The following is a 22,420-nucleotide window of genomic DNA, read 5'->3' as shown; positions in this document are numbered from 1 at the left end:
TCGGCAGGGGGTCATCGACACGAGCGGAGGGCGTGGGATTCGAACCCACGAGACATTTCTGCCCACTGGTTTTCAAGACCAGCTCCATCGGCCGCTCGGACAGCCCTCCTTGCCGCTTCGGAACGATGGAACGTGTTCCAGGGCGGACAGGCCACGATTCTAGCCGACTCGTGTCCCGTCAAGACTGGCAGCGCACCCTGTGAACGCGCTGAGGCGCGTGCCATGGCCGAGCGGATGCCGCGGCCGCGCGGATGCCTCGGAACAGGCCCGTCATCCGTCGTTCGCGCTCGAGCAGCGGACCTCGGATGCCGGTTGGCCCGTGACATCCGGGGGCAGCACCGCGCCCGGATCGGTCGCGGCATCCGTCGCGGGATCCGATGCGGCATCCGTCGCGGCATCCGTCGCCGGCTCATCCGCATCGGGCTCGACGGGCGCGCTCGTGGGGTCGGCGTCCGTGCCGAACTCGGCGTCGGTCGTGGCATTCGGGTCGATCACGAAGGGCTCGTCGGCCTGGAGGGCCGCGTTCACGGCATCGGCGGAGTCCGAGGGCACGACCGCGCTCGAGTCCTCGGTGTAGACGGTGGGGTACTGCACGAAGACGATCTTCGAGAGGTCGATGTCCTGCACGGCGCGCGCGATCGAGATGAGCGTCGTGGGGTTCTGGAGCGCGCTCGACAGGCTCATGTTCGACAGCGCGGCCTTCGCGATGCCGTAGAGCTTCGCGGGGTCGCTCAGCGTTCCCGAGGACTGGAGCGTGCGCATGAGCGCCGAGAGGAACACCTGCTGGTTCGAGATGCGGCCCAGGTCGCTGCCGTCGCCGACGCCGTGTCGCGTGCGGAGGAACTGCAACGCCGATATGCCCGTGAGCGTATGCGTCCCGGGCGGGAGGTGGATGCCCGTGTGCTCGTCGTCGATGGCCTCGGCGACGCACACGTCGACGCCGCCCACGGCTTCGGCGAGTGCGGCCACGCCGTAGAACTCGACGATGCCGCCGACGGGGATCGTCACGCCGGTGAGCTGTTCGACGGTGGCCGCGACGCAGCCGAACCCGCCGTACGAGAGCACGGTGTTGATCTTGACCGAGGACAGCGACGAGAGCGGCTCGCCGTCGGGGTCGGCCGGGTCGGCGCATTCCGGCACCTCGACGAGCATGTCGCGCGGAAAGCTCACGACCTCGGCATGCGAGTGGTCCTGCGAGATGTGCACGAGCATCGTGACGTCGTTGAGCACCGCCGAGTCCTCTTCGGGATCGCCGAAGGCGCCGTCGGCGGTGCGCTTGTCGCTGCCGACGAGCAGGAAGTTGAGCCCGCCGTCCATCGCGCCGATATCGGGCACGCCCTCGAGCGCGTCCTCGTTGACGAGCGTGAGCGTGGGCTTCGACACGACGGTCGAAACGAGGTCGACCGCGGCGAACGCCCCCACCGCGAGCCCGCTCACGGCGACGATCGCGACGACGGCCGCCATGATCCGGCCGCCCGAGATCCACCCGCCGTGTCGCGGCATCCGCCCGTGCCGCGGGGGTGCCGACGCATCAGGCGCGAGGGGCTCGCCCGTCACGTCAGCGTCGCCCGCTTCCGGTCGATCGTCGTCTCCACCCACGGCGCCCCACCCCCGATTGCCGAGTGTATCGCTGCGCGCGGCCCGACTGCGGGAGGCGACGGAAGGAGGAGGAGAGCGCCGAACGCAGCCGACGGCGGCGGCCGAGGCGCCTGCGCGCTCAGCGCACGGTCAGGGCAGCGAGTCGAGCACGGTCGCGAGGCCGGCCTCGTCGACGGAGCCGGTGATCTCGGTCGCCGCCTCCTTGACCTCGTCGGGGGCCTGGCCCATCGCCACGGCGCGGCCGGCGGCGCCCGCCCAGGTGAACATCTCGATGTCGTTGCGGCCGTCGCCGACGGCGATCACGCGGTCGAGTTCGTGCCCCTGCCATCCGCGCACGCGTTCGAGCGCGGTGGCCTTGCTCACGCCGTCGGGGGCGATGTCGAGCCACGCGGTCCAGCCGATGGCGTAGCTGACCTGGTGCAGCCCCATGCCTGCGACGAGGTCCATGAACTCGTCGGTGCCGTGCTCGGGCGAGACCACGACGACGCGCGTCGCGCTGGGCACGAAGAGCGCCTCGAACTCGACCTGGCGAGCGGTGTCGAGGTTCCACGTGTCCATGCCCGCGGTGTAGATGCGCTCGCCGTCGGGCAGCTCGACCATGAACCGGCCGTCGGGCAGGAACGAGCTGATGCGCTCGAGCACCCCGGCCGGGTCGAAGGTCTCGATATGCGTTCGCACGTACCCGTCGGATGCCGCGTCGTCGCGCTTCATCGTCACGGCGCCGTTGGCGCACACGACGTAGTCGGGCCGCAGGTCGAGCAGGCCGAGCACCGACGCGGTTCCGGCCCAGGAGCGGCCCGTGGCGATGGTGACCTCGTGGCCGCGGTCGCGGGCGGCCGCCACCGACGAGACGACGACCGGGTCGATCGACTCGTCTTCGTGCATGATCGTGCCGTCGACGTCGAGCGCCACGAACCAGGTGTCGCGTACCGCCCCCTCCCCCGCCGATCGAGGAGCCGACGAAGGAGCCGTCTCGAGATCGCCGCCCGACCGACGGCCGATGTCGCTCATCGGGTGACGGGTTCGAGCACCTCGAGGCCGCCGAGGTACCCGCGCAGCGCCTCGGGCACGACCACCGACCCGTCGGCCCGCTGGTGCGTCTCGAGGATCGCGACGAGCCAGCGCGTGGTGGCGAGCGTGCCGTTGAGCGTGGCGACCGGCGCCGTCTTGCCCGATTCGGTGCGGTGCCGGATGTCGAGGCGGCGCGCCTGGTACGTCGTGCAGTTCGAGGTCGAGGTGAGCTCGCGGTAGGCGCCCTGCGTCGGCACCCAGGCCTCGACGTCGTACTTGCGCGCCGCGCTCGTGCCGAGGTCGCCGGCGGCGGTGTCGATGACGCGGTAGCTGAGGCCGAGGTCTTGCAGCATGCCCTCCTGCCAGCCGAGCAGGCGTTCGTGCTCGGCCTCGGCGTCGGCGGGGTCGACGTAGCTGAACATCTCGAGCTTGTTGAACTGGTGCACGCGGATGATGCCACGCGTGTCCTTGCCCGCCGAGCCGGCCTCGCGGCGGTAGCAGGTCGACCAGCCCGCGTAGCGGATGGGCCCGTTCGACACGTCGATGATCTCGTCGGCGTGGAAGCCGGCCAGCGCGACCTCGCTCGTGCCCGTGAGGTAGAGGTCGTCGGCGGGCAGGTGGTAGATCTCGTCGGCGTGCGCGCCGAGGAACCCGGTGCCCTGCATGATCTCGGGGCGCACGAGCGTCGGCGTGATGAGGGGCGTGAAGCCCGCCGCCAGCGCCCGGTCGAGGCCCATGTTCATGATCGCGAGCTCGAGGCGCGCGCCGATGCCCTTGAGGTAGTGGAAGCGGGCGCCCGCGACCTTCGCCCCGCGCTGCATGTCGATCGCGTCGAGCAGCTCGCCGATCTCGAGGTGGTCGCGCGGTTCGAAGTCGAACGTCGGCAGCTCGCCGACCTCGCGCACCAGCGCGAAGTCGTCTTCGCCGCCCGCGGGGACGCCGTCGATGACGATGTTGCCGATGCGCCGCACCGCCTCGGTGAAGGCCTCTTCGGCCACCGCCGTCTCGGCGTGCGCGGCCTTCACCCTCGCGGCGAGATCCTGCGCCTGCGCGACGAGCGCGGCCTTCTCGTCTTTCGGGGCCTTCGCGACCTGCTTGCCGAAGGCGTTCTGCTCGGCGCGCAGCGACTCGTAGGCGGAGATCGTGCTGCGGCGGCGAGCATCGAGGTCGACCGCGGCATCCACCAGGGCCGCGGACTCGCCGCGGAGGTCCTGCGAATGCTTGATCAGGTCGGGGTTCTCGCGAAGCAGTACTGGGTCGATCACGCGTGCCAGTCTAGCCGCGGGCCTCCGATGGAATACCGTTGGCTCCGTGGCGAGGGCCGAGAAGCAGCAGACGACGGATGCCTCGCCGGCGCGCCCGCGCGTCGCCGTGATCTACAACCCCTCCAAGCAGGGCGTCGACAACCTCCGCACGGCGATCACGAAGGTCGCCGAGCTGCAGGGGTACGACGACCCGATCTGGATCGAGACGACGGTCGAGGATCCGGGCAAGGGCATGGCGCTCGAGGCCCGCGAGTCCGACGTCGACCTCGTGATCGCGGCGGGCGGCGACGGCACCGTGCGCTCGGTCGCGGCGGGGCTGCGCTCGAGCGGCCTGCCCATGGGCATCGTGCCGATCGGCACGGGCAACCTCTTCGCCCGCAACCTCGGCATCCCGGTCAACGACCTGGGCGACGCCGCCGTGCTCGCCTTCTCGGGCACGGACCGCGCCGTCGACGTGGTCGTCGCCGACGTCACCCGACCCAACGGCGACGCCGAGAGCCACACCTCGCTCGTGATGTCGGGCATCGGCATCGACGCGACCATGATCTCGAGCACGAACGCCGACCTGAAGAAGCGCGTCGGATGGCTCGCCTACGTCGACGCCGGGCTGCGTGCGCTCCCAGCCTCGAAGCCCTACCGCGCCTACTACCGCACCGACGCCGGACGCCTGCACCGTTCGCGGGTCTCGAGCATCCTCGTCGCGAACCTCGGCTACCTGCCGGGCAACATCGAGCTCATCCCCGACGCCCGGCCCGACGACGGCCGCCTCGACATGGTCGTGCTCCAGCCCCGCAACGTGCTCGGCTGGATCTTCATCTGGCGCAAGATCACGTGGGAGAACCCCGTGCTGCGCAAGTCCGCCATCGGGCGCCAGATCATCGACCTCACCGGCGGCAGCCGGCGTCGCGAGATCATCTACTCGCGCGGCCGCTCGGTCGACATCGAGATCGGCGAGGGCGCCGAGGAGTTCGAGGTCGACGGCGACGAGTTCGGCACCGTGGTCTCGGCGCGGTTCACGGTCGACCCGGCCGCGCTCATCGTGCGCGTGCCGTCGGACGACTGAGCTGCGGCCGGCGCGGCGCCTCTCGGCCAGAAGCACCACACGAACACCAGCGCGAGGGCGGATGCCGCGGCGAGCACTCCGAGCGTCGGCGCGGCGGCCCATCCGAAGTTCAGCCAGGCGTAGACCTCGGCCGACTCGCGGAAGAGCTCGTTGGACTCCTCGGCGGTCATCGCCTGGCTCTGACGGCGGTTGATCTCCTCCGACGCCGCGGCGAGCACCCGCCAGACGCCCTGCAGTGCCAGGATCGAGCCGACGAACGTGGCGGCCAACGCGATGACGGCAGGGGTGCGGACCCCGGATCGACGCGTCACGATCGAGCGCCCCGCCCGGCCTGCACGGCCCAGAGCCCGAGCACCAGCACCGTGCCGAGCGCGCCCGACATCATGAGGCCGCTCGCGAGCGACTGGAGCGAGTTGTACATGGCCTGCTGCTCGACGCCGAGCGAGACCATGCCGCTCATCTGGTCGAGGTTGACGGTCCAGTAGAGCCACAGCCCGAAGAGCACGAACGCGATGCTCGCAGCGAGCGACACCCAGTAGCGGAGCGACGGATGCCGCACGAAGGGGCTCTCCGACTCGGGCTCGGGCTCGACGACGAACCCGCCAGAGGAGGCGTGCATGCCTGATTCGGCATGTTCGGCGGCGGTCCTCGGCGGCGGCGGGCCGATGAAGACGCCCGGACGCGTGCCGACCGGGTCGGGCTCGCCGACCGGACGCGGCGCGCGAACGGCACCCGTGTCCGGCCCGAAGTAGGCCAGCAGGGCGGCCGCATGGTCGTCGGTCTGCGCCTCTTCGACGACGGCGGCGCCAGCGGCGGGATGCAGCGCCGCGGGTTCGGCCTCCGCGGGGGCGGGTGCACCGATGAGGGGGCGACTGCCCGCGACCGGGTGCGGGTCGCGGGCGACGCCGTCGCTGACGCTCGCCGCGGCATCCGGTACATACCCGCGCTGGAATCTGGGATCGAACCTCGGGTCGGTGCCCCGCGCAGCCTCGTTGCTCATCGCGTGTCCTTCGGTCTCAGTGGCGCCCGTGCCGGTCGATCATCGCGTCGCTGGAGCGCTCTGCGTCAGTCGGGCTCGCCGCTGAGCAGCCCCCGCAGCCAGTCGCGCGCCTCGATGAAGATCTCGTCATCGTACTTCGCGTGGTATTCGATCTCCTGCTGGTCGGCACGCGGGTACGAGCCGAGGAAGATCACCTTCGGACTCGTGCGGCGCAGGCCGAGCAGGGCGTCGGCGACCCGCTCGTCGGAGACGTGCCCGTCGAGGTCGACCACGAACCGGTACCGGCCGAGGGCGTCGCCGATGGGCCGCGACTCGAGCAGCGACAGGTTCACCCCTCGCGTCGAGAACTGCTCGAGCATCGCGAGCAGGGCGCCGGGCTCGTCGCTCGGCAGCTCGACGATGAGGCTCGTCTTGTCGGCGCCCGTGGGCTCGGGCAGGGCCCGCGATCGCGATACGAGCACGAAGCGGGTCACGGCGTTCGGGTTGTCGCCGAGGTCGCGGGCGAGCACCTCGACGTCGTAGTGGTCGACGATGCCCGGCGGTGCGACGGCCGCGTCGGCCGGGCTGCCCGCCTCGAGCAGCGCGGCGGCCGCCTGCACGTTGCTCGACGACGGGATGTGGCCGTGCGCCGGCAGGTTGCGCTCGAGCCAGCCGCGCGACTGCGCGTACGCGACCGGATGCGCGTTGACCACGCGCACCTCGTCGAGACGGGTGCCCGGCCTCGCGACGAGCACGAAGTTCACGGGCACGAGCACCTCGGAGACGATGCGGAGCCCCGGCACCGTGGCGAGCGCGTCCTGCGTGGCGGAGACGCCGCCCTCGATCGAGTTCTCGATCGCGATCATCGCCGCGATCGAACGCCCGCTCGTGACGTCGGCCAGCGCCTCGCCGACGTTGTTGACCGACCGCCAGGCCTTGCCCGCGGCCTCGGGCACCTGCTTCAGGGCCGCCTCGGTGAACGTGCCGGCCGGCCCGAGGTACGAGTACGTCTCGTCGGGGGTGGCTGCGGCATCCGTCATGCGCCAAGCCTAGCCATCGCGCCGTCCGCCCATGCGCGATGAGCGAGTTGCCCGAATCTGTACAGAAGCGGGCGACTCGGAATGGCGCATGGCCTAGCGTCGAGAGCGTCCGCATGCGCGAACCGCGAGACGGTGCGATCCGTGAGAACGTGCGAACCGTGAGGACGTGCGAACCGTGAGAACGTGCGAACCGTGAGAACGTGCGAACCGTGAGGAGGACGCGATGACCACGACCCTCGAGACCCAGACCAACGGCCGGACGGTGCCGAGCGACGCCGAACGACTGACGGCCCTCCGGCGCATGAAGCGGCTCGCGACCGGCCTGCTCGTCGTCGCCGCCGCGGTCTTCGCCGTGTCGTTCGCGCTCCAGGACGAGATCCCGTGGCTGGCGTACGTGCGCGCCGCCGCCGAGGGCGCGATGGTCGGCGCGATCGCCGACTGGTTCGCGGTCACCGCGCTGTTCCGGCATCCGCTCGGGCTGCCGATCCCCCACACGGCGATCATCCCGACGCGCAAGAACGAGATCGGCGCGAGCCTCGGCGCGTTCGTCGAGCACGAGTTCCTCTCCGACGATGTCGTGCTCGGCAAGCTGCGCTCGATCGGCATCTCCCACCGCCTCGGCGGCTGGCTGGCGACCCCCGCCAACGCCGAACGGCTGACGGCCGAGGCATCCGTCGCCGGACGCGGCCTGCTCGCGCTGCTCGGCGACGACGACGTCGAGGACGTCATCGAACGGCTCGCCCGCCGCCACCTCTTCGAACCCGAGTGGGCGCCGTCGATCGGGCGGGTCGGCGCACGGCTCGTGGCCGCCGACCAGCAGCGCGCCGCGGTGGACGCGCTCCTCGCGAAGGCCGAGGACTGGCTCGAGGCGCACCCCGAGGCGTTCGGGAGCATGGTCTCGGACCGGCTCCCCCGATGGGTGCCGGGCTTCGTCGACCGGTTCGTCGACGACCGGGCGTCGCGGGAGGTGCTCGCGTTCGTGCGCGCGGTGCAGGCCGACCCGCGGCATCCGCTCCGCGAGGCGATCGACCGCTACCTCGCCGACCTCGCCGACGCGCTGCAGCACGACCCGACCACCATCGCCCGGGTCGAGACGCTCAAGGCCGAACTGCTCGCGAGCCCCCGCCTGCGGGAGTTCGCGGGCGAGGCGTGGGCGAACGTCAAGGAGACCCTCGAGGCGGCCCTCGCCGACCCGTCGAGCGACCTGCGTACCAGCCTCCGATCGGCGGTGATCGAGGTCGGCACGCGCCTCGAGTCCGACGAGATGCTCGCCGCCAAGGTCGACGACTGGGCGACGGATGCCGCGGCCTACGTGGTGCGCACCTACCGCCACGAGGTGGCCGGCGTCATCACCGAGACCGTCGAGCGGTGGGATGCCGCAGAGACGACGCGCAAGCTCGAGCTCCAGGTCGGGCGCGACCTGCAGTTCATCCGCATCAACGGCACCGTGGTGGGCGCGCTGGCGGGCGTGGCGATCTACACGCTCGCGACGGGACTGCACGCCCTCTTCTGACGGACGACCCGTGACGGGCGCGCCTCGCACTGCCAGACTTGAGCCATGCATGAACGCGCGGGAACCCCGGCCACCGAGTCCGACCTCATCGACGTCGAAGCGCTCGTCAGGGCGTACTACGAGCAGACACCGGATGCCTCGGTGCCCGAGCAGCGCGTCGCGTTCGGCACCTCGGGCCACCGGGGCTCCTCGTTCTCGACGAGCTTCAACGAGCACCACATCCTCGCGATCACGCAGGCGATCGTCGAGTACCGCACGGCGCAGGGCATCACGGGGCCGCTGTTCATCGGCTCCGACACGCACGCGCTGAGCGCGCCCGCGCAGACGACCGCGCTCGACGTGCTCGTGGGCAACGGGGTGCGCGTGCTCGTCGACGAGTTCGACGACTACGTGCCGACGCCCGCCCTCTCGCACGCGATCCTCTCGTGGAACAACGATCCCGAACGTCGGGCCGAGGGCGAGGCCGACGGCATCGTCATCACGCCCTCGCACAACCCGCCCCAGGACGGCGGTTTCAAGTACAACCCGCCGCACGGCGGCCCGGCCGACTCCGACGCGACCTCGTGGATCGCCGCGCGCGCGAACGAGCTCATCGCGGGCGGGCTCCGCGACGTGAAGCAGGCCGAGCCGAGCGCGGTCGAGACGTACGACTTCCGCACGGCGTACGTCGCCGACCTGGCGAACATCATCGACTTCGACGCGATCCGCTCGGCGGGCGTGAAGATCGGCGCCGACCCGCTGGGCGGGGCATCCGTCAACTACTGGGCGGCGATCCGCGACACGTACGGTCTCGACCTGACCGTCGTGAACGAGCGCGTCGACCCGGCGTGGGCGTTCATGACGCTCGACTGGGACGGCAAGATCCGCATGGACCCGTCGTCGCCGAGCGCCATGGCCTCTGTGCTCTCGCACGAGGGCTACGACATCCTCACGGGCAACGACGCCGACGCCGACCGCCACGGCATCGTCACGCCCGACGGCGGCCTGATGAACCCGAACCACTACCTCGCGGTCGCGATCGAGTACCTCTTCGCGCACCGCCCCGAATGGCGAGCGGATGCCGCGATCGGCAAGACCCTCGTGTCGAGCTCGATGATCGACCGCGTCGCCGCGGCGCTCGACCGCCGCCTCTGGGAGGTGCCCGTCGGCTTCAAGTGGTTCGTGCCCGGCCTCATCGACGGGTCGGTCGGCTTCGGCGGCGAGGAGAGCGCCGGCGCGTCGTTCCTGCGCTTCGACGGCACGGCCTGGACCACCGACAAGGACGGCATCCTGCTCTGCCTGCTCGCGTCGGAGATCCGCGCGGTCACGGGCAAGTCGCCGTCGGCGCTCTACGGCGAACTCGTCGAGCGGTTCGGCGACCCCGCCTACGAGCGCAAGGATGCCGCGGCCACCCCCGCGCAGAAGGCCGCCCTCGGCAAGCTCACGGGCGACGCGATCAGCGCGACCGAGCTCGCGGGCCAGCCCATCACCGCGAAGCTCTCGCACGCGCCGGGCAACGACGCGGCCATCGGCGGCGTCAAGGTCGAGACGGCCGACGCCTGGTTCGCGGCACGGCCGAGCGGCACCGAGAACGTCTACAAGATCTACGCCGAGTCGTTCAAGGGCGCCGAACACCTCGCGCAGGTGCAGGAGGAGGCCAAGCGCGTCGTCGACGCGGCGCTCGGCGGGGAGTAGGGCTCGACCGCCGCCGGTCGAGGAGGGAGCGCCAGCGACCGTCTCGAGACCAACGACGGCAAGGTCTCGAGACGCTTCGCTCCTCGACCAGCGCAGGGTCTCGAGACGCTTCGCTCCTCGACCGGCGAGGCGAGGCGACGACTAGTGGATCGAGAAGTACGACACGGAACCGCCGCCAGAGGCGAGGGCCTCGTCGACGTCCCAGTAGTCGATGTCCTTGGTGTGGCCGCCGACCCAGACCTTCGAGCCCGACGCCGTGTGCTCCACGCGCGTGACGACGGCCGTGTGGTCGCGGTCGCCCGAGTCATCCCAGTCGAACTGGGCGATGTCGCCGACCTTGACCTGGCCGCGCTGGGAGTCGTCGAGGTATGTGGCACGTGCCGGCTGCCCGAGCAGGTAGTCGCGGAGGGCGGTCGAGCTCGACCAGCTCGAGGACATGGTGCCCGTGCCGGCGTCGTAGAACCAGCCGCCGTCCATGGCCCAACCGCGGGCGATGAGCGACTGGCTCGCGAAGTTCGCGCAGTCGACGCCCGAGAACACCGGGTACTGCGCGGAGTTGTAGTTGCTCCAGTACGCCAGCACGTACTGCACCTGCGCGTCGATGCGGGGGTCGCTCGTGTACGTGAACGTCAGCGGCTCGGCGGGCTTCTCGGCGACGGCCGCCGTCGCGCCCGCCTCGCCGTCGTCGGAGACCGATGACGAGATCAGGGACGCCACGGTGGACGCGGGCGCCTCGGTGGTGACGACCTCGACCGGGTCGCCGTCGGCGGCCGTCATCGTCACGTCGACGGCGGCACCGGCCGACGCCTCGGTGACGGCGGGCACCTGGAACGTGATCTCGGTCTCGTCGGCCGCGATGATCGTCGCCGGGGTGGAACCGACCGTCACGGCGGCCACCTCGTCGAGCGAGCGGCCCTTCACCGTCACCTGGGTTCCGCCGGTGAACGGCGCTGCGGCCGTCGACAGCCGGCTCGTGATGGCCGGTTCCGCCGCGGTCTCGACCGCGGGTGCGATGGAGTCGTACTCCGCCGCCGCCGAGGTCGCGGCCGAGATGGCGTCGCGGCTCGCGGCGTCGAGTTCTGCCGGATCGCCGTGCGCGGACGTCTCGTCGGCGTTCGCGTCGCTCGGGATGATCGCGCCGAACGCGCTGAGCCCGAGGAACGCGGCCGCGGATCCGAGTGCGGCGGTGCGGCGCACGGCGCTCCCGGCCGCCTTGCCGCCGAACTTCCCGGCGGGCTTGCCGGCCGCGGCGCGGCGATTGCGCACCCGCTCGGCGCGGTGGCGGGGCTGCGATCCGCGGGGAGCGGAATCGATCGTGCGCGCGGCATCCGCTTCGGGACCTGCGGATGCCGCGGGCACGACGGCCTCGGTCCACTCGGCGTCGGCGGCATCCGCCCCGGGCGCGGTGGACTCGGTCTGGCTGACGACGGCCGACTCGACAGCGGTCGACGCGACAGCGGTCGACTCGACAGCGGTCGTCTCGATAGCCGTCGTCTCGACAGCGGTCGTCTCGAGCACGGCGCCGCCGTCGGCGCGCGACGAGCGCGATCGGCGTCGACGCTTGGAGGATTCTCGGGTGCGGGCGGTCCCGTCGGGGTCGGTTTCGAGGGCGGGGGCCTGGAAGGTGGCGCGACGGAGGGCGGGGAGATCGGAGGGAGAGAGCAAACCGGGACGTTTCGGGTCGGCGGAAAGGGGGGACCCCCAGACCAACACGCGAGTTTGTGAGGATCCCTCTTGAACGCTGGGAGAGCCCTATGAGAGCGCGTTCACGCGACCCGGCGACGCCGCTCGGGACCGACCATGAGCCGCAGGCCCGCGACCGCGAGCGGCACGAGCACGAGCAGCGCGACCGCGTTGACCCCCGCGAACCCGAACGCGCCGAGCACCACGCCCGAGAGCGCCGCCGACACCGCGGCCGCGAGGTTCATCGAGGCATCCGTCGCCCCCTGGAGGGGCACGCGCAGGCGGGCGTCGACCGAGGTCGTCACGAGCGTCGACCCGCCGATCATGCCCGCCGACCAGCCGAGGCCGAGCAGCCCGAGGGCGAGCGACACGAGCAGCATGTCGTCGCCCGGCGCGAGGATCCCGATCACGGCCGCGAGCACGAGGATGGCGGCGCCCATGAGGATCACCCGAACGGATCCGATGCGGTCGACCAGCCAGCCCATGACCGGGCTCGCCCCGTACATGCCCAGGATGTGGATGCTGATCACGAGCCCGACGAGGCTGAGCGACAGCCCGTGCTCGGTCATGTGCACGGGCGTCATCACCATCACGCCGACCATGACGGTGTGCGAGCACACGATCGCGAGGATCGCGAACAGCGCCCGCGGCTGCTTGACGGCGAGGCGGAGCGCCATCAGGGAGCCGACGGATGCCGCGGGCGCGGCGCCCGTCGCATCGACGACGTCGACCGCCTCGACCGGGGCGTCGTCGGCGGTTGCGCCAGCGCCGGCGTCGCCGCCGCCCCGGGGGCCATCGGCGGCCGCAGCGCCGGCCCCGCCGGCATCCGTCGCGAGCACGCCGGCCCGCGGTATCCGGAGCAGGGTCGCGACCAGGATCGTCGAGACGGCGAACGCGAATGCCGAGAAGACGAACGGGCCGACGAGGTGCGGCAGGCCGAGCGCCGTGCCGACGCGGTCGCCGGACTCCGAGAGCAGGGGGCCCGCGACCGACCCGATGGTGGTCGCCCAGAGCACGAGGGACATCGAGCGCGCCTCGAATCCGGGCGAGGCCACCTCGGTCGCGGCGAACCGCGCCTGCAGTCCGGCCGCGGATCCGGCGCCGAACGCCGCCAGCCCGAGGAAGACGAGCGGAGCCCATCCGCTCGTGGCCGCCGCGATCACGAGCAGCGCCCCGACCACCGCGAGGGCGTAGCCGACGGCGAGGGCGACGTGCCGCCCGGAGCGCACGGCGAGCTTGGCCAGCGGGATCGCGACGATCGCGGCGCCGAGCACGCTCGAGGACTGGGCGAGCCCGCCCATGGCGACGACCCCGGTGAGGTCGGCGACGAGGATCGCCGCGAGCGCCATGCCGGACGCGACCCCGACGCCGGCGAGCAGCTGGTTGACGATGAGGATGCCGAGCGCGAGGCCGCGCCGCGGCTCGCGCGCGGGCCGGGGCGTTCGGGCGCCGGCGGGTCGGGGCATCCGCTCGCTCATCGGCGACCGGCCGGCGAGGACGCGCGCATCACTGCGTGCCCAGCGGCACGCTCGGCAGGCCGAAGAACTCCTCGAGCGTGGTGAAGCCGGTGTCGTGCATGCGGGTCGCGAGCTCGACGCCGATGTAGCGGTAGTGCCAGGCCTCGTGCGGGTAGCCGGTGACGTCGACCTTGTCGGCCGGGTAGCGCAGCAGGAACCCGAAGCGGTAGGCGTTGGCGCGCAGCCATTCGCCCTCGGGGCTGTCTTCGAGGCACTCGAACGTGCAGCCGCCCTCGGAACCGATGTCGATCGCGAGCCCGGTCTGGTGCTCGCTCGCTCCGGGCGGGGCCGTGGTCGGGTCGCTGCCGTCGCCGTAGAGGTCGACCTGCGTCGAGTAGCTGCGGAACGCGCTGTTCGAGGCGAGGTACAGGTCGGCCTCGTCGGCCGCGGCCTGGAACATCGCGACGACCGCGTCGGACGCCTCCTGCCGCATGACCGGCTCCCAGGTGTGGGCCACGGGCACGTCGACGAGGTCGTCGGGTTCGTAGTCCTGCGGGTTCAGCGGGCGGAGCTTGTTGACGACCACCCAGATGCTCGCGGGGTCGTCGATCGAGCGCGCCGACTTGTCGAACGTGTCGACCGGCGCGGGGGCGCCGGAGGCGGTGGGCTCCTCGCGCGGCGGCGTGGTCGCCTCGCCGGCGGCATCGGTCGTCGCGGCGGTCGGGGAGGTTCCGGATGCCGCGGGGCCGGCCGCGCCCGTGACCGCGCCGACCACGACGGCGGCGACCGCGACGAGTGCGAGGCTCAGCGCCCCGGCCACCTGGAGGCGGCGGCGCTGCACGCCCTCGGAGAGGGGTTGACGGTCGTCTGCGGGCACCGCACGAGTCTACGCGGCGTCTCCTCGCCGACGCCGAAACCCCCATCGCATGGTCACGCTTGGGTAACGAACGATCCGAATGAGAGCGCTCTCTTGACAACGGTGAGAGCGCTCTCGTAGAGTCGGGGCTGCATCGTGAGAGCGCTCTCACCACAGCCGCGACGCGGGACTCGATCCTGCCGCCGGGGCCGGTCGGGACGTGTCCTCACGTGACCATTCCGATACCCAACACACGCACAAAGGAGTGACCGTGAAGCTTTCACGACGCACCAGGGCGATCGCAGCCGTCGCCGGCGCAGCATCCATCGCCATCATCGCCGCAGGTTGCGCGCCGTCGTCCGACTCGGGCTCGAGCGACGACCCGATCGAACTGACGGTCGCCACGTTCAACGACTTCGGCTACACCGACGAGCTCCTCCAGGAGTACATGGACGCCAACCCGAACGTGAAGGTCGTGCAGAACGTCGCCGCGACCTCGAACGACGCGCGCGCCAACTACTTCCAGAAGCTCGGCAAGAAGGGCCTCGCCGACGTCGAGGCCATCGAGGTCGACTGGCTGCCCGAGGTCATGCAGTACTCCGACCTGCTCGCCCCCGTCTCCGACGACCTCAAGGACCGCTGGCTCGACTGGAAGACCGAGGCCGCGACCGATGCCGACGGCAACCTCATCGGCTACGGCACCGACATCGGCCCCGAGGGCGTCTGCTACCGCTCCGACCTGTTCGCCGCGGCCGGTCTCCCGACCGACCGCGCCGAGGTCGCCGCGCTGCTCGACGGCGACTGGGCCAAGTACTTCGAGATCGGCGACCAGTACACCGCGGCGACCGGCAAGGCGTTCTTCGACTCGGCCGGCGGCACCTACCAGGGCATGATCAACCAGGTCGACGCGGCCTACGAGGACCCCGACTCGGGCGACATCACCGCGACCGAGAACGCCGACGTCGAGGACATCTACAACCAGGTCCTCGACGCGAGCGCGACGCAGTCCGCACACCTCGGCCAGTGGAGCGACGACTGGTTCGCCGGCCTCTCGAACGGCGCCTTCGCGACCATGCTGTGCCCGGGCTGGATGCTCGGCGTCATCTCGGGCAACGCGCCCGACGTCACCGGCTGGGACATCGCGGACACCTTCCCGAACGGCGGCGGCAACTGGGGCGGTTCGTACCTGACCGTCCCCGCCAACGGCGCGCACGTCGAGGCGGCGCAGGACCTCGCCGACTGGCTGACCGCTCCCGAGCAGCAGATCAAGGCGTTCGCGAACGCGGGCACCTTCCCGAGCCAGAACGACGCGTACAGCGACGACACCCTCACCGGTGCGACGAACGAGTACTTCAACAACGCGCCGACCGGTGAGATCCTCACGAACCGGGCCAACGCCGTGACGGTGGCCCCCTTCAAGGGCGAGTTCTACTTCCAGATCAACGACGCGATGCAGCAGGCCCTGACGCGTGTCGAAGACGGAACGCAGGACAAGGCGACCTCATGGGACCAGTGGGTCTCCGAGGTCGACGCGATCGGCTGACCCGGCCCGCATCGAACGTGGCGGGCCGGGCACGTCCCGGCCCGCCACTCCCGAACCAGCCCTGCACCGAACCGAAGGAACCACCGTGACCTCGACACAGACGGCGAAGCCGGCCGCCGCGAGCCGCCCCGAGCAGCCACGGCCCGACCGTTCGCGCACGCCCCGCCGCATCGCCTTCGGGCACAAGCTGAGCCGGTGGGACCTCAAGCTCTCCCCCTACCTCTACATCTCCCCCTTCTTCATCCTCTTCGCGATCACCGGGCTCTTCCCGATCGCGTACACCGCGGTCATCTCCTTCATGGACTGGGACCTGGTGCGCAACAGCGGTACCTTCATCGGCCTCGACCAGTACGTCTACGTGCTCAGCCAGCCGAAGTTCTGGATCGCCCTCCGCAACACCTTCAGCATCTTCCTGCTGTCGAGCGTGCCCCAGCTGATCCTCGCGATCTTCATCGCGACGATGCTCGACCAGAACATCCGCGCGAAGACCTTCTGGCGCATGGGCGTGCTCGTGCCCTACGTCATGGCCCCCGTCGCCGTCGCCCTCATCTTCAGCAACCTGTTCGGCGACAAGTACGGCCTCATCAACACGCTGATCGGCAACATCGGCATCCCGCCGATCCAGTGGCACAGCAACGCGTTCGCGAGCCACATCGCCATCGCCACCATGGTCAACTTCCGCTGGACGGGCTACAACACCCTCATCCTGCTGGCCGCGATGCAGGCCATCCCGCGCGACTACTACGAGGCCGCCGCCATCGACGGCGCGAGCAAGTTCCGCCAGTTCACCGCGATCACCGTGCCGAGCCTGCGCCCCACCCTGATCTTCGTGATCATCACCTCGACCATCGGCGGGCTCCAGATCTTCGACGAGCCGCGCATGTACGACCAGTACGGCACCGGCGGCGCCAACTCCCAATGGCTGACGATCACGCTGTACCTCTACGACATCGGCTGGGGGCAGTGGAACTTCGGCCGAGCCGCGGCGCTGGCCTGGATCCTCTTCCTCATCATCCTCGCCATCGGCGTGCTCAACCTGCTCGTGACCGGCCGCCTCGTGCGCAACGAGGGCTCCCGCGACGGGCTCTCCCGGCGCGCACGCCGGGCGGCCGCCGACGCCGCACGCCACGAGCTCGAGCAGCGCGCCGGCACGAACGGCGCACCCGCCCGGTCGGGCGCCGCGCCCGCGACATCCGCCGACGACCAGACCACGGAGGCAGCCCGATGACCGCCACGCAGACCACGAGCCTCGACACGGTCGCCTCGGTGACCGCGAACGCCGCCGACCCGAAGCGCCGTCTGCGCTCGCGCCCCGTGCGCGGCTCGCGCCCCGGCTGGTTCGTGTACTCGGCGCTCGCGATCGTGCTCGCCTCCGCGATCTTCCCGTTCTACTGGTCGCTCCTGATCGGCTCCGGCGACGCCGGCACCATCCGCGACCCGAACATGTCGTGGCTGCCCGGCGGCAACTTCATCGAGAACGCCCTGACCGTCGTCAACGACCCCGCCGTCAACTTCTGGCGTGCGCTCTGGAACTCGATCTTCAGCTCGGCCGTCATCGCCCTGTCGGTCGTGTTCTTCTCGACGCTCGCCGGATGGGCGTTCGCCAAGCTGAAGTTCCGCGGCGGCAAGTGGCTGCTCGTCTTCGTCGTCGCCACCATGGCCGTGCCAATGCAGCTCGGCGTCGTGCCGCTGTACATCCTGTTCGCCGACCTCGGCTGGACCGGCAACATCGGCGCCATCATCATCCCCGCGCTCGTCACCGCGTTCGGCGTCTTCTGGATGACGCAGTACATCCAGCAGTCGGTGCCCGACGAGCTCCTCGAGGCCGCCCGCGTCGACGGGGCCAACTCGTTCCGCACCTTCCTGACCGTCGGCCTCCCGGCCGCGCGGCCCGCCGCGGCGATGCTCGGCCTCTTCACCTTCGTCTCGGCCTGGAACAACTTCTTCTGGCCGTTCATCGTGCTCGACCGCAGCGACCCCACGCTGCCCGTCGCGCTCTCGCTCCTGCAGTCGAACCACTTCGTCGACTACTCGATCGTGCTCGCCGGCGTGCTGCTGTCGACCATCCCCCTGCTCATCCTCTTCTTCTTCGCGGGCAAGCAGCTCGTGAGCGGCATCATGGCTGGAGCCGTGAAGGGATGACCATCGAACTCCGAGAGGACCTCACCGCTGTGAACCACGCTGCAGCCGCCCGCCCGTTCCCCGCCGACTTCCTGTTCGGCGCGGCGACCGCCGCCTACCAGATCGAGGGCGCCGCCCACGAGGACGGCCGCACCGACTCCATCTGGGACGCGTTCAGCCGCGTCCCCGGCGCGGTCATCAACGCCGACAACGGCGACGTCGCATGCGACCACTACCACCGCTACGTCGACGACGTCGCGCTCATGAAGCGCATCGGCCTCCAGACCTACCGGTTCTCGACGTCGTGGGCACGCGTTCGGCCCGACGGCGGCGCGGTCAACGTCAAGGGCGTCGACTTCTACTCGCGCCTCGTCGACGAGCTGCTCGGCGCCGGCATCAAGCCGTGGCTCACGCTCTACCACTGGGACCTTCCGCAGGCGCTCGAAGAGAAGGGCGGCTGGGCCTCGCGCGACACGGCCGAGCTCTTCCGCGACTACGCGCTCACGATGCACGACGCCCTCGGCGACCGCGTCGACGTGTGGACCACGCTCAACGAGCCCTGGTGCTCCTCGTTCCTCAGCTACACGGCGGGCGCCCACGCCCCGGGCCGTCAGAGCGTGGCCGACGGCATCGCGGCGGGCCACCACCTCATGCTCGCCCACGGCCTCGCCGTGCAGGCGCTGCGCGAGCGCGACCCCGAGCTCCAGCTCGGCGTCACGCTGAACCTCGCGCCCGTGCACGCCGTCGACCCGGCCGACCCGGCCGACGTCGACGCGGCGCGGCGCATCGACGGCCAGTTCAACCGCTTCTTCCTGGACCCGATCTTCCGCGGCGAATACTCCACCGACCTGGTCGAGGACCTCGGCCCGCTCGGGCTCGACGAGGTCGTGCAGCCCGGCGACCTCGAGATCATCTCGACGCCCATCGACACGCTCGGCGTGAACTACTACCACGGCGAGTACGTGAGCGGCCACGCTCCCGAGCAGGTGCGCGAGGGCACGGCGCCGACCGACCGCGGGACGAGCTCGCCGTTCCCCGCGGCCGAGAACGTGCACTGGCACCCGCAGGACCTCCCGATCACCGCCATGGACTGGGAGGTCGAGCCCGACGGCCTGCGCCGACTGCTCAAGCGCGTCCACGAGGAGTACACGGATGCCGCGGGCGTGCGCCTCTACGTGACCGAGAACGGCGCCGCCTACGACGACGAGGTCGCCGACGACGGCATCGTGCACGACGCCGAGCGCGCCGAGTTCCTGCGCGGCCATCTCGGCGCGATCCTCGACGCCGTCGACGAGGGCGTGCCCGTGCACGGCTACTTCTACTGGTCGCTCATGGACAACTACGAGTGGGCCTGGGGCTACGACAAGCGCTTCGGCATCGTGCGCGTCGACTACGAGACGCAGGAGCGCACCCTCAAGGAGAGCGGACGCTCGTACTCGAAGATCATCGAGGGCAGGTCGCTTCCGGCGAGCTGACTCCACCGACCCGGCGCGTCCGGCTCCCGTCCACCCGGTCGGAAGCGGGACGGCCGAGCCGACGACGCGCAATAGACTGACCGGATGCAGGGGGGTGACGACATGAAGACCCGGCCCGCAGCACCGACCCTCGAAGAGGTCGCCCGCGAGGCGAGCGTCTCCCGTGCCACCGTGAGCCGGGTCGTGAACGGCTCCCCCAAGGTCCGCCCCGACGTCGTCACCGCGGTCAACGCCGCGATCGAGAAGCTCAACTACGTGCCGAACCGCGCCGCCCGCTCGCTCGCGAGCCGCACCTCTGGCGCCATCGCGCTGATCGTGCCCGAAGACACCGCGTTCTTCTTCGGCGACCCGTACTTCGCGGCGATCGTGCAGGGCATCACCCGCCGGCTCGACGAGAGCGACTACCTGCTCAACCTGCTCGTCGCATCGACCGACCCCGGCCACAAGACGGTGCGCTACCTGCGCTCGGGCGTGGTCGACGGCGCCCTCGTCATCTCGCACCACGAGGGCGACGACCTGCAGCACGAGGCCGGCATGCTGCTCCCCCTCGTCTACGGCGGCCGCCCGTCGCAGCCCGGCGACCACTTCTTCGTCGACGTCGACAACGTCGAGGGCGGCTCGATCGGCACCCAGCACCTCATCGACGGCGGGCGCCGCCGCATCGGCACGGTGACCGGCCCGCTCGACATGCCCGCGAGCGTCGACCGCCTCGAGGGCTACCGCCGGGCGCTGGGCTCGGCGGGCCTGTCCGCCGACGCCGTCGAGTCGGCGGACTTCACCGCGGCCGGCGCGGTCGCGGCCACGAGACGCCTGCTCGACCGCGTGCCCGACCTCGACGGCATCTTCGTCGCGAGCGACATCATGGCCACCGGCGCGCTCTCGGTGCTGCGCGAGCGCGGCCGCAGCGTGCCCGGCGACGTCGCTGTCGTCGGATTCGACGACAGCCCCGCCGCGACGGCGTCGGCGATCCCGCTCACCACGGTTCGACAGCCCTCCGAGCAGATGGGCTTCGAGATGGCCGACCTCCTGCTCCGCCATCTGGCGGGCGAGACCGTGCCGAAGCGCAGCATCATGCCGACGCATCTCGTGCGTCGGGCCTCCGCCTGAGCTCAGGTCTTGTCGAGGTCGATCGCGTGCATCGAGCCCGTGGTCGTCGGCTCGACCGGCGACCCCGCGAGGCGGGCCGCACGGTGCGCGACCTCGTCGATCTCGAGCTCGGGGGCGCCGTCGGCCGCGTCGCCGCCCCGTGAGCCGTCAGGCCCGACCGCCGCCGCATGGCGCCCGGTCGAGGCATCCGCCCGCTCGCCCCGCTCCGCCTCCTCGTCGGCCGCACGAAGATCGCGAGCCTCGTCGATCTCCTCGGCGATGCCGATCTCGGCGACCGCGGCGGCCTCGGCGGCGCTCGCGTCGGCCTCCTCCTGCATGGCCGAGACCTGCCGCAGCGGCAACGCCGGCACGAACCACGCCACGATGAACGCGAGCACCGAGATGACGAGGCCGAGCCAGTACACCGACACCGTCGCGTCGTTGAAGCCCACGAGGAACGGCTCGGCGAGCCGCGGATCGGCGCCGAGCAGGAAGGAGCTGTCGGTGTCGAGCGCCGTGCCGATCGCCTCAGGGTCCTGCGTGCCGAGCAGCGCCAGGATCTCGGCGTTCGCCGGGTCGGCCTGCACCGCCGGATCCTGCATCGCCTCGGTCATCGGGCCGATGAGGGCCGGGTCGCTGAACGCCGCCGTCAGCGTCTCGGCCAGCCGGGAGAACAGCAACGAGAAGAACACCGCCGTGCCGAGCGTGCCGCCGATCTGGCGGAAGAACGTCGACGCGCTCGTCGCGACGCCCATGTCGCGCGCGGTCACCGCGTTCTGACTCGCGATCGTGAGCGTCTGCATGAGCTGGCCGAGCCCGAGGCCGACGATGGCCATGCCGACCATGATCCACCAGATGTCCTTGTCGGCCGTGAGGTACGTGAGCCAGTAGTACCCGAGCGCCAGGAACGCGGTGCCGAGGATCGGGAACATGCGGTAGCGCCCGGTGCGCGCGATGATCTGGCCGCTGCCGATCGAGGAGACCATGAGCCCCAGGATCATCGGCAGCATCAGCAGGCCGCTCTCGGCCGGCGTCGCCCCCTCGACGAGCTGCAGGTACAGCGGGATCGTCATCATCGCGCCGAACATCGCGAACCCGACGAGCAGGCCGAGCCCCGCGACCACCGAGAACGTCGGGATGCGGAACAGCTTCATCGGCAGCAGGGCGTCCTGGCCCATGCGCACCTCGACGAGGATGAACGCGACGATGCCCACGGCGCCCACCACGTAGCATCCGATCGCCAGTGCGGAGCCCCAGCCCCACTCGCTGCCCTGCTCGGCCACGAGGAGCAACGGCACGAGGGCGACGATGACGAACGCCGCACCCCACCAGTCGATGCGCACCTTGCGATCGGAACGGAACCGCGGCACGTGCAGGAAGCGGATCACCATGAACAGGGCGAGCACGCCGACCGGCAGGTTCACGAGGAACACCCACCGCCAGCCCGCGACGTACAGGATCTCGTCGGTGCCCGACAACAGGCCGCCGATGAGCGGGCCGATCACGCTCGAGATGCCGAACACCGCGAGGAAGTAGCCCTGGTACTTCGCGCGCTCGCGCGGCGCGAGGATGTCGCCCATGATCGCGAGCGGAAGCGCCATGAGGCCGCCGGCGCCGATGCCCTGGATCGCACGGAACACGGCCAGCTCGTACATCGACGTCGACATGCCCGAGAGGAGCGAGCCCAGCAGGAAGATCGCGATCGCGATGATGAACAACGGACGCCGGCCGAACAGATCGCTCAGCTTGCCGTAGATCGGCGTCGTGATCGTCGCGGTGATGAGGTACGCCGTCGTCACCCACGCCTGCAGTTCGAGGCCGCCCAGGTCGTCGGCGATCGTGCGCATCGACGTGCCCACGATGGTCTGGTCGAGCGCCGACAGGAACATGGCGGACATGAGTCCGAAGATCACCAGCAGGATCTGCCGGTGCGTCATGAGCGGGGCCTGGCTGTTCGCCGCGTTCGATTCGGAGGACGTCACCCAGCCGACGCTACTCCCGCCGGGGCCGCCGCGTGAAGAGGCCGCGGGGTTCGCCGGTCAGTCGCGCCGGGCG

The 22,420-nt window shown here is 70.9% G+C and carries 17 protein-coding genes and 1 tRNA gene; 8 read left to right on the top strand and 10 right to left on the bottom strand.

The genetic code is table 11. The features are described from left to right. Positions 1-24 precede the first annotated feature (24 nt). The 4 genes from GQQ92_RS08185 to serS form a co-directional block, all read right to left on the bottom strand. A tRNA-Ser gene (locus GQQ92_RS08185) sits at positions 25-109 on the bottom strand. Between the two features lie 161 nt (positions 110-270). Continuing rightward, the gene (locus tag GQQ92_RS08180; protein ID WP_156998712.1) at positions 271-1,503 is read right to left on the bottom strand and encodes an LCP family protein; all 1,233 of its coding nucleotides are present in this window, start codon (positions 1,501-1,503) and stop codon (positions 271-273) included. A 225-nt stretch (positions 1,504-1,728) separates the two neighbouring features. Beyond that, positions 1,729-2,610: an HAD family hydrolase gene (locus GQQ92_RS08175; protein WP_156998711.1), complete on the bottom strand. Its 882-nt coding sequence runs from the start codon at positions 2,608-2,610 to the stop codon at positions 1,729-1,731. Next, positions 2,607-3,875 carry a serine--tRNA ligase gene (serS, locus tag GQQ92_RS08170; protein ID WP_156998710.1) on the bottom strand — a complete coding sequence of 423 codons (1,269 nt, stop codon included), beginning with the start codon at positions 3,873-3,875 and terminating at the stop codon, positions 2,607-2,609. The genes GQQ92_RS08175 and serS overlap by 4 nt, the downstream gene beginning before the upstream one ends. A gap of 46 nt (positions 3,876-3,921) precedes the next feature. Between serS and GQQ92_RS08165 the strand changes: the two genes are divergently transcribed. Continuing rightward, complete coding sequence (locus GQQ92_RS08165) at positions 3,922-4,938, top strand: diacylglycerol/lipid kinase family protein (protein ID WP_197738143.1); 1,017 nt, start codon at positions 3,922-3,924, stop codon at positions 4,936-4,938. A 307-nt stretch (positions 4,939-5,245) separates the two neighbouring features. On the opposite strand, the gene GQQ92_RS08160 is transcribed toward GQQ92_RS08165, so the two are convergent. Then, the gene (locus tag GQQ92_RS08160) at positions 5,246-5,938 is read right to left on the bottom strand and encodes a hypothetical protein (protein WP_156998708.1); all 693 of its coding nucleotides are present in this window, start codon (positions 5,936-5,938) and stop codon (positions 5,246-5,248) included. A 65-nt stretch (positions 5,939-6,003) separates the two neighbouring features. Next, positions 6,004-6,957, bottom strand: a complete 954-nt coding sequence (gene pheA, locus GQQ92_RS08155) for a prephenate dehydratase (protein WP_156998707.1) — start codon at positions 6,955-6,957, stop codon at positions 6,004-6,006. 223 nt (positions 6,958-7,180) lie between these two features. On the opposite strand from pheA, the gene GQQ92_RS08150 reads away from it, so the two are divergent. Both GQQ92_RS08150 and pgm read left to right on the top strand, forming a co-directional pair. Beyond that, positions 7,181-8,470, top strand: a complete 1,290-nt coding sequence (locus GQQ92_RS08150) for a DUF445 domain-containing protein (protein ID WP_156998706.1) — start codon at positions 7,181-7,183, stop codon at positions 8,468-8,470. 45 nt (positions 8,471-8,515) lie between these two features. Then, a complete protein-coding gene (gene pgm / locus GQQ92_RS08145; RefSeq protein WP_156998705.1) occupies positions 8,516-10,144 on the top strand; it encodes a phosphoglucomutase (alpha-D-glucose-1,6-bisphosphate-dependent) in 1,629 nt (542 codons plus the stop codon). A gap of 141 nt (positions 10,145-10,285) precedes the next feature. Here pgm and GQQ92_RS08140 read toward each other — a convergent pair whose 3' ends face one another. From GQQ92_RS08140 to GQQ92_RS08130, 3 genes are all read right to left on the bottom strand, one after another. Further along, positions 10,286-11,662: an amidase domain-containing protein gene (locus tag GQQ92_RS08140; protein WP_197738142.1), complete on the bottom strand. Its 1,377-nt coding sequence runs from the start codon at positions 11,660-11,662 to the stop codon at positions 10,286-10,288. A gap of 248 nt (positions 11,663-11,910) precedes the next feature. Further along, positions 11,911-13,293: an MFS transporter gene (locus tag GQQ92_RS08135; RefSeq protein ID WP_197738141.1), complete on the bottom strand. Its 1,383-nt coding sequence runs from the start codon at positions 13,291-13,293 to the stop codon at positions 11,911-11,913. A gap of 40 nt (positions 13,294-13,333) precedes the next feature. Further along, entirely contained in the window at positions 13,334-14,161 is an 828-nt protein-coding gene (locus GQQ92_RS08130; protein WP_156998702.1) for a M15 family metallopeptidase, read from the bottom strand. A gap of 250 nt (positions 14,162-14,411) precedes the next feature. On the opposite strand from GQQ92_RS08130, the gene GQQ92_RS08125 reads away from it, so the two are divergent. From GQQ92_RS08125 to GQQ92_RS08105, 5 genes are all read left to right on the top strand, one after another. Continuing rightward, a complete protein-coding gene (locus GQQ92_RS08125; protein ID WP_197738140.1) occupies positions 14,412-15,683 on the top strand; it encodes an ABC transporter substrate-binding protein in 1,272 nt (423 codons plus the stop codon). Positions 15,684-15,768: 85 nt separating this feature from the next. After that, positions 15,769-16,911 carry a carbohydrate ABC transporter permease gene (locus tag GQQ92_RS08120; protein WP_156998701.1) on the top strand — a complete coding sequence of 381 codons (1,143 nt, stop codon included), beginning with the start codon at positions 15,769-15,771 and terminating at the stop codon, positions 16,909-16,911. After that, entirely contained in the window at positions 16,908-17,825 is a 918-nt protein-coding gene (locus GQQ92_RS08115; RefSeq protein ID WP_156998700.1) for a carbohydrate ABC transporter permease, read from the top strand. Before GQQ92_RS08120 ends, GQQ92_RS08115 begins: the two co-directional genes overlap by 4 nt. Then, positions 17,822-19,279 carry a GH1 family beta-glucosidase gene (locus GQQ92_RS08110; RefSeq protein ID WP_156998699.1) on the top strand — a complete coding sequence of 486 codons (1,458 nt, stop codon included), beginning with the start codon at positions 17,822-17,824 and terminating at the stop codon, positions 19,277-19,279. The genes GQQ92_RS08115 and GQQ92_RS08110 overlap by 4 nt, the downstream gene beginning before the upstream one ends. Before the next feature lie 84 nt (positions 19,280-19,363). Continuing rightward, positions 19,364-20,386, top strand: coding sequence for a LacI family DNA-binding transcriptional regulator (locus GQQ92_RS08105; protein ID WP_232057570.1), 1,023 nt, complete (start codon positions 19,364-19,366; stop codon positions 20,384-20,386). A gap of 2 nt (positions 20,387-20,388) precedes the next feature. On the opposite strand, the gene GQQ92_RS08100 is transcribed toward GQQ92_RS08105, so the two are convergent. Further along, complete coding sequence (locus GQQ92_RS08100) at positions 20,389-22,302, bottom strand: MDR family MFS transporter (protein WP_156998840.1); 1,914 nt, start codon at positions 22,300-22,302, stop codon at positions 20,389-20,391. Positions 22,303-22,420: the final 118 nt, after the last annotated feature.

Origin of the sequence: Agromyces terreus (assembly GCF_009749465.1) — a bacterium.
Classification (GTDB): domain Bacteria; phylum Actinomycetota; class Actinomycetes; order Actinomycetales; family Microbacteriaceae; genus Agromyces; species Agromyces terreus.
Note: the sequence above shows the minus strand (reverse complement) of the source record. Positions and strands in the feature narration are given on the sequence as shown.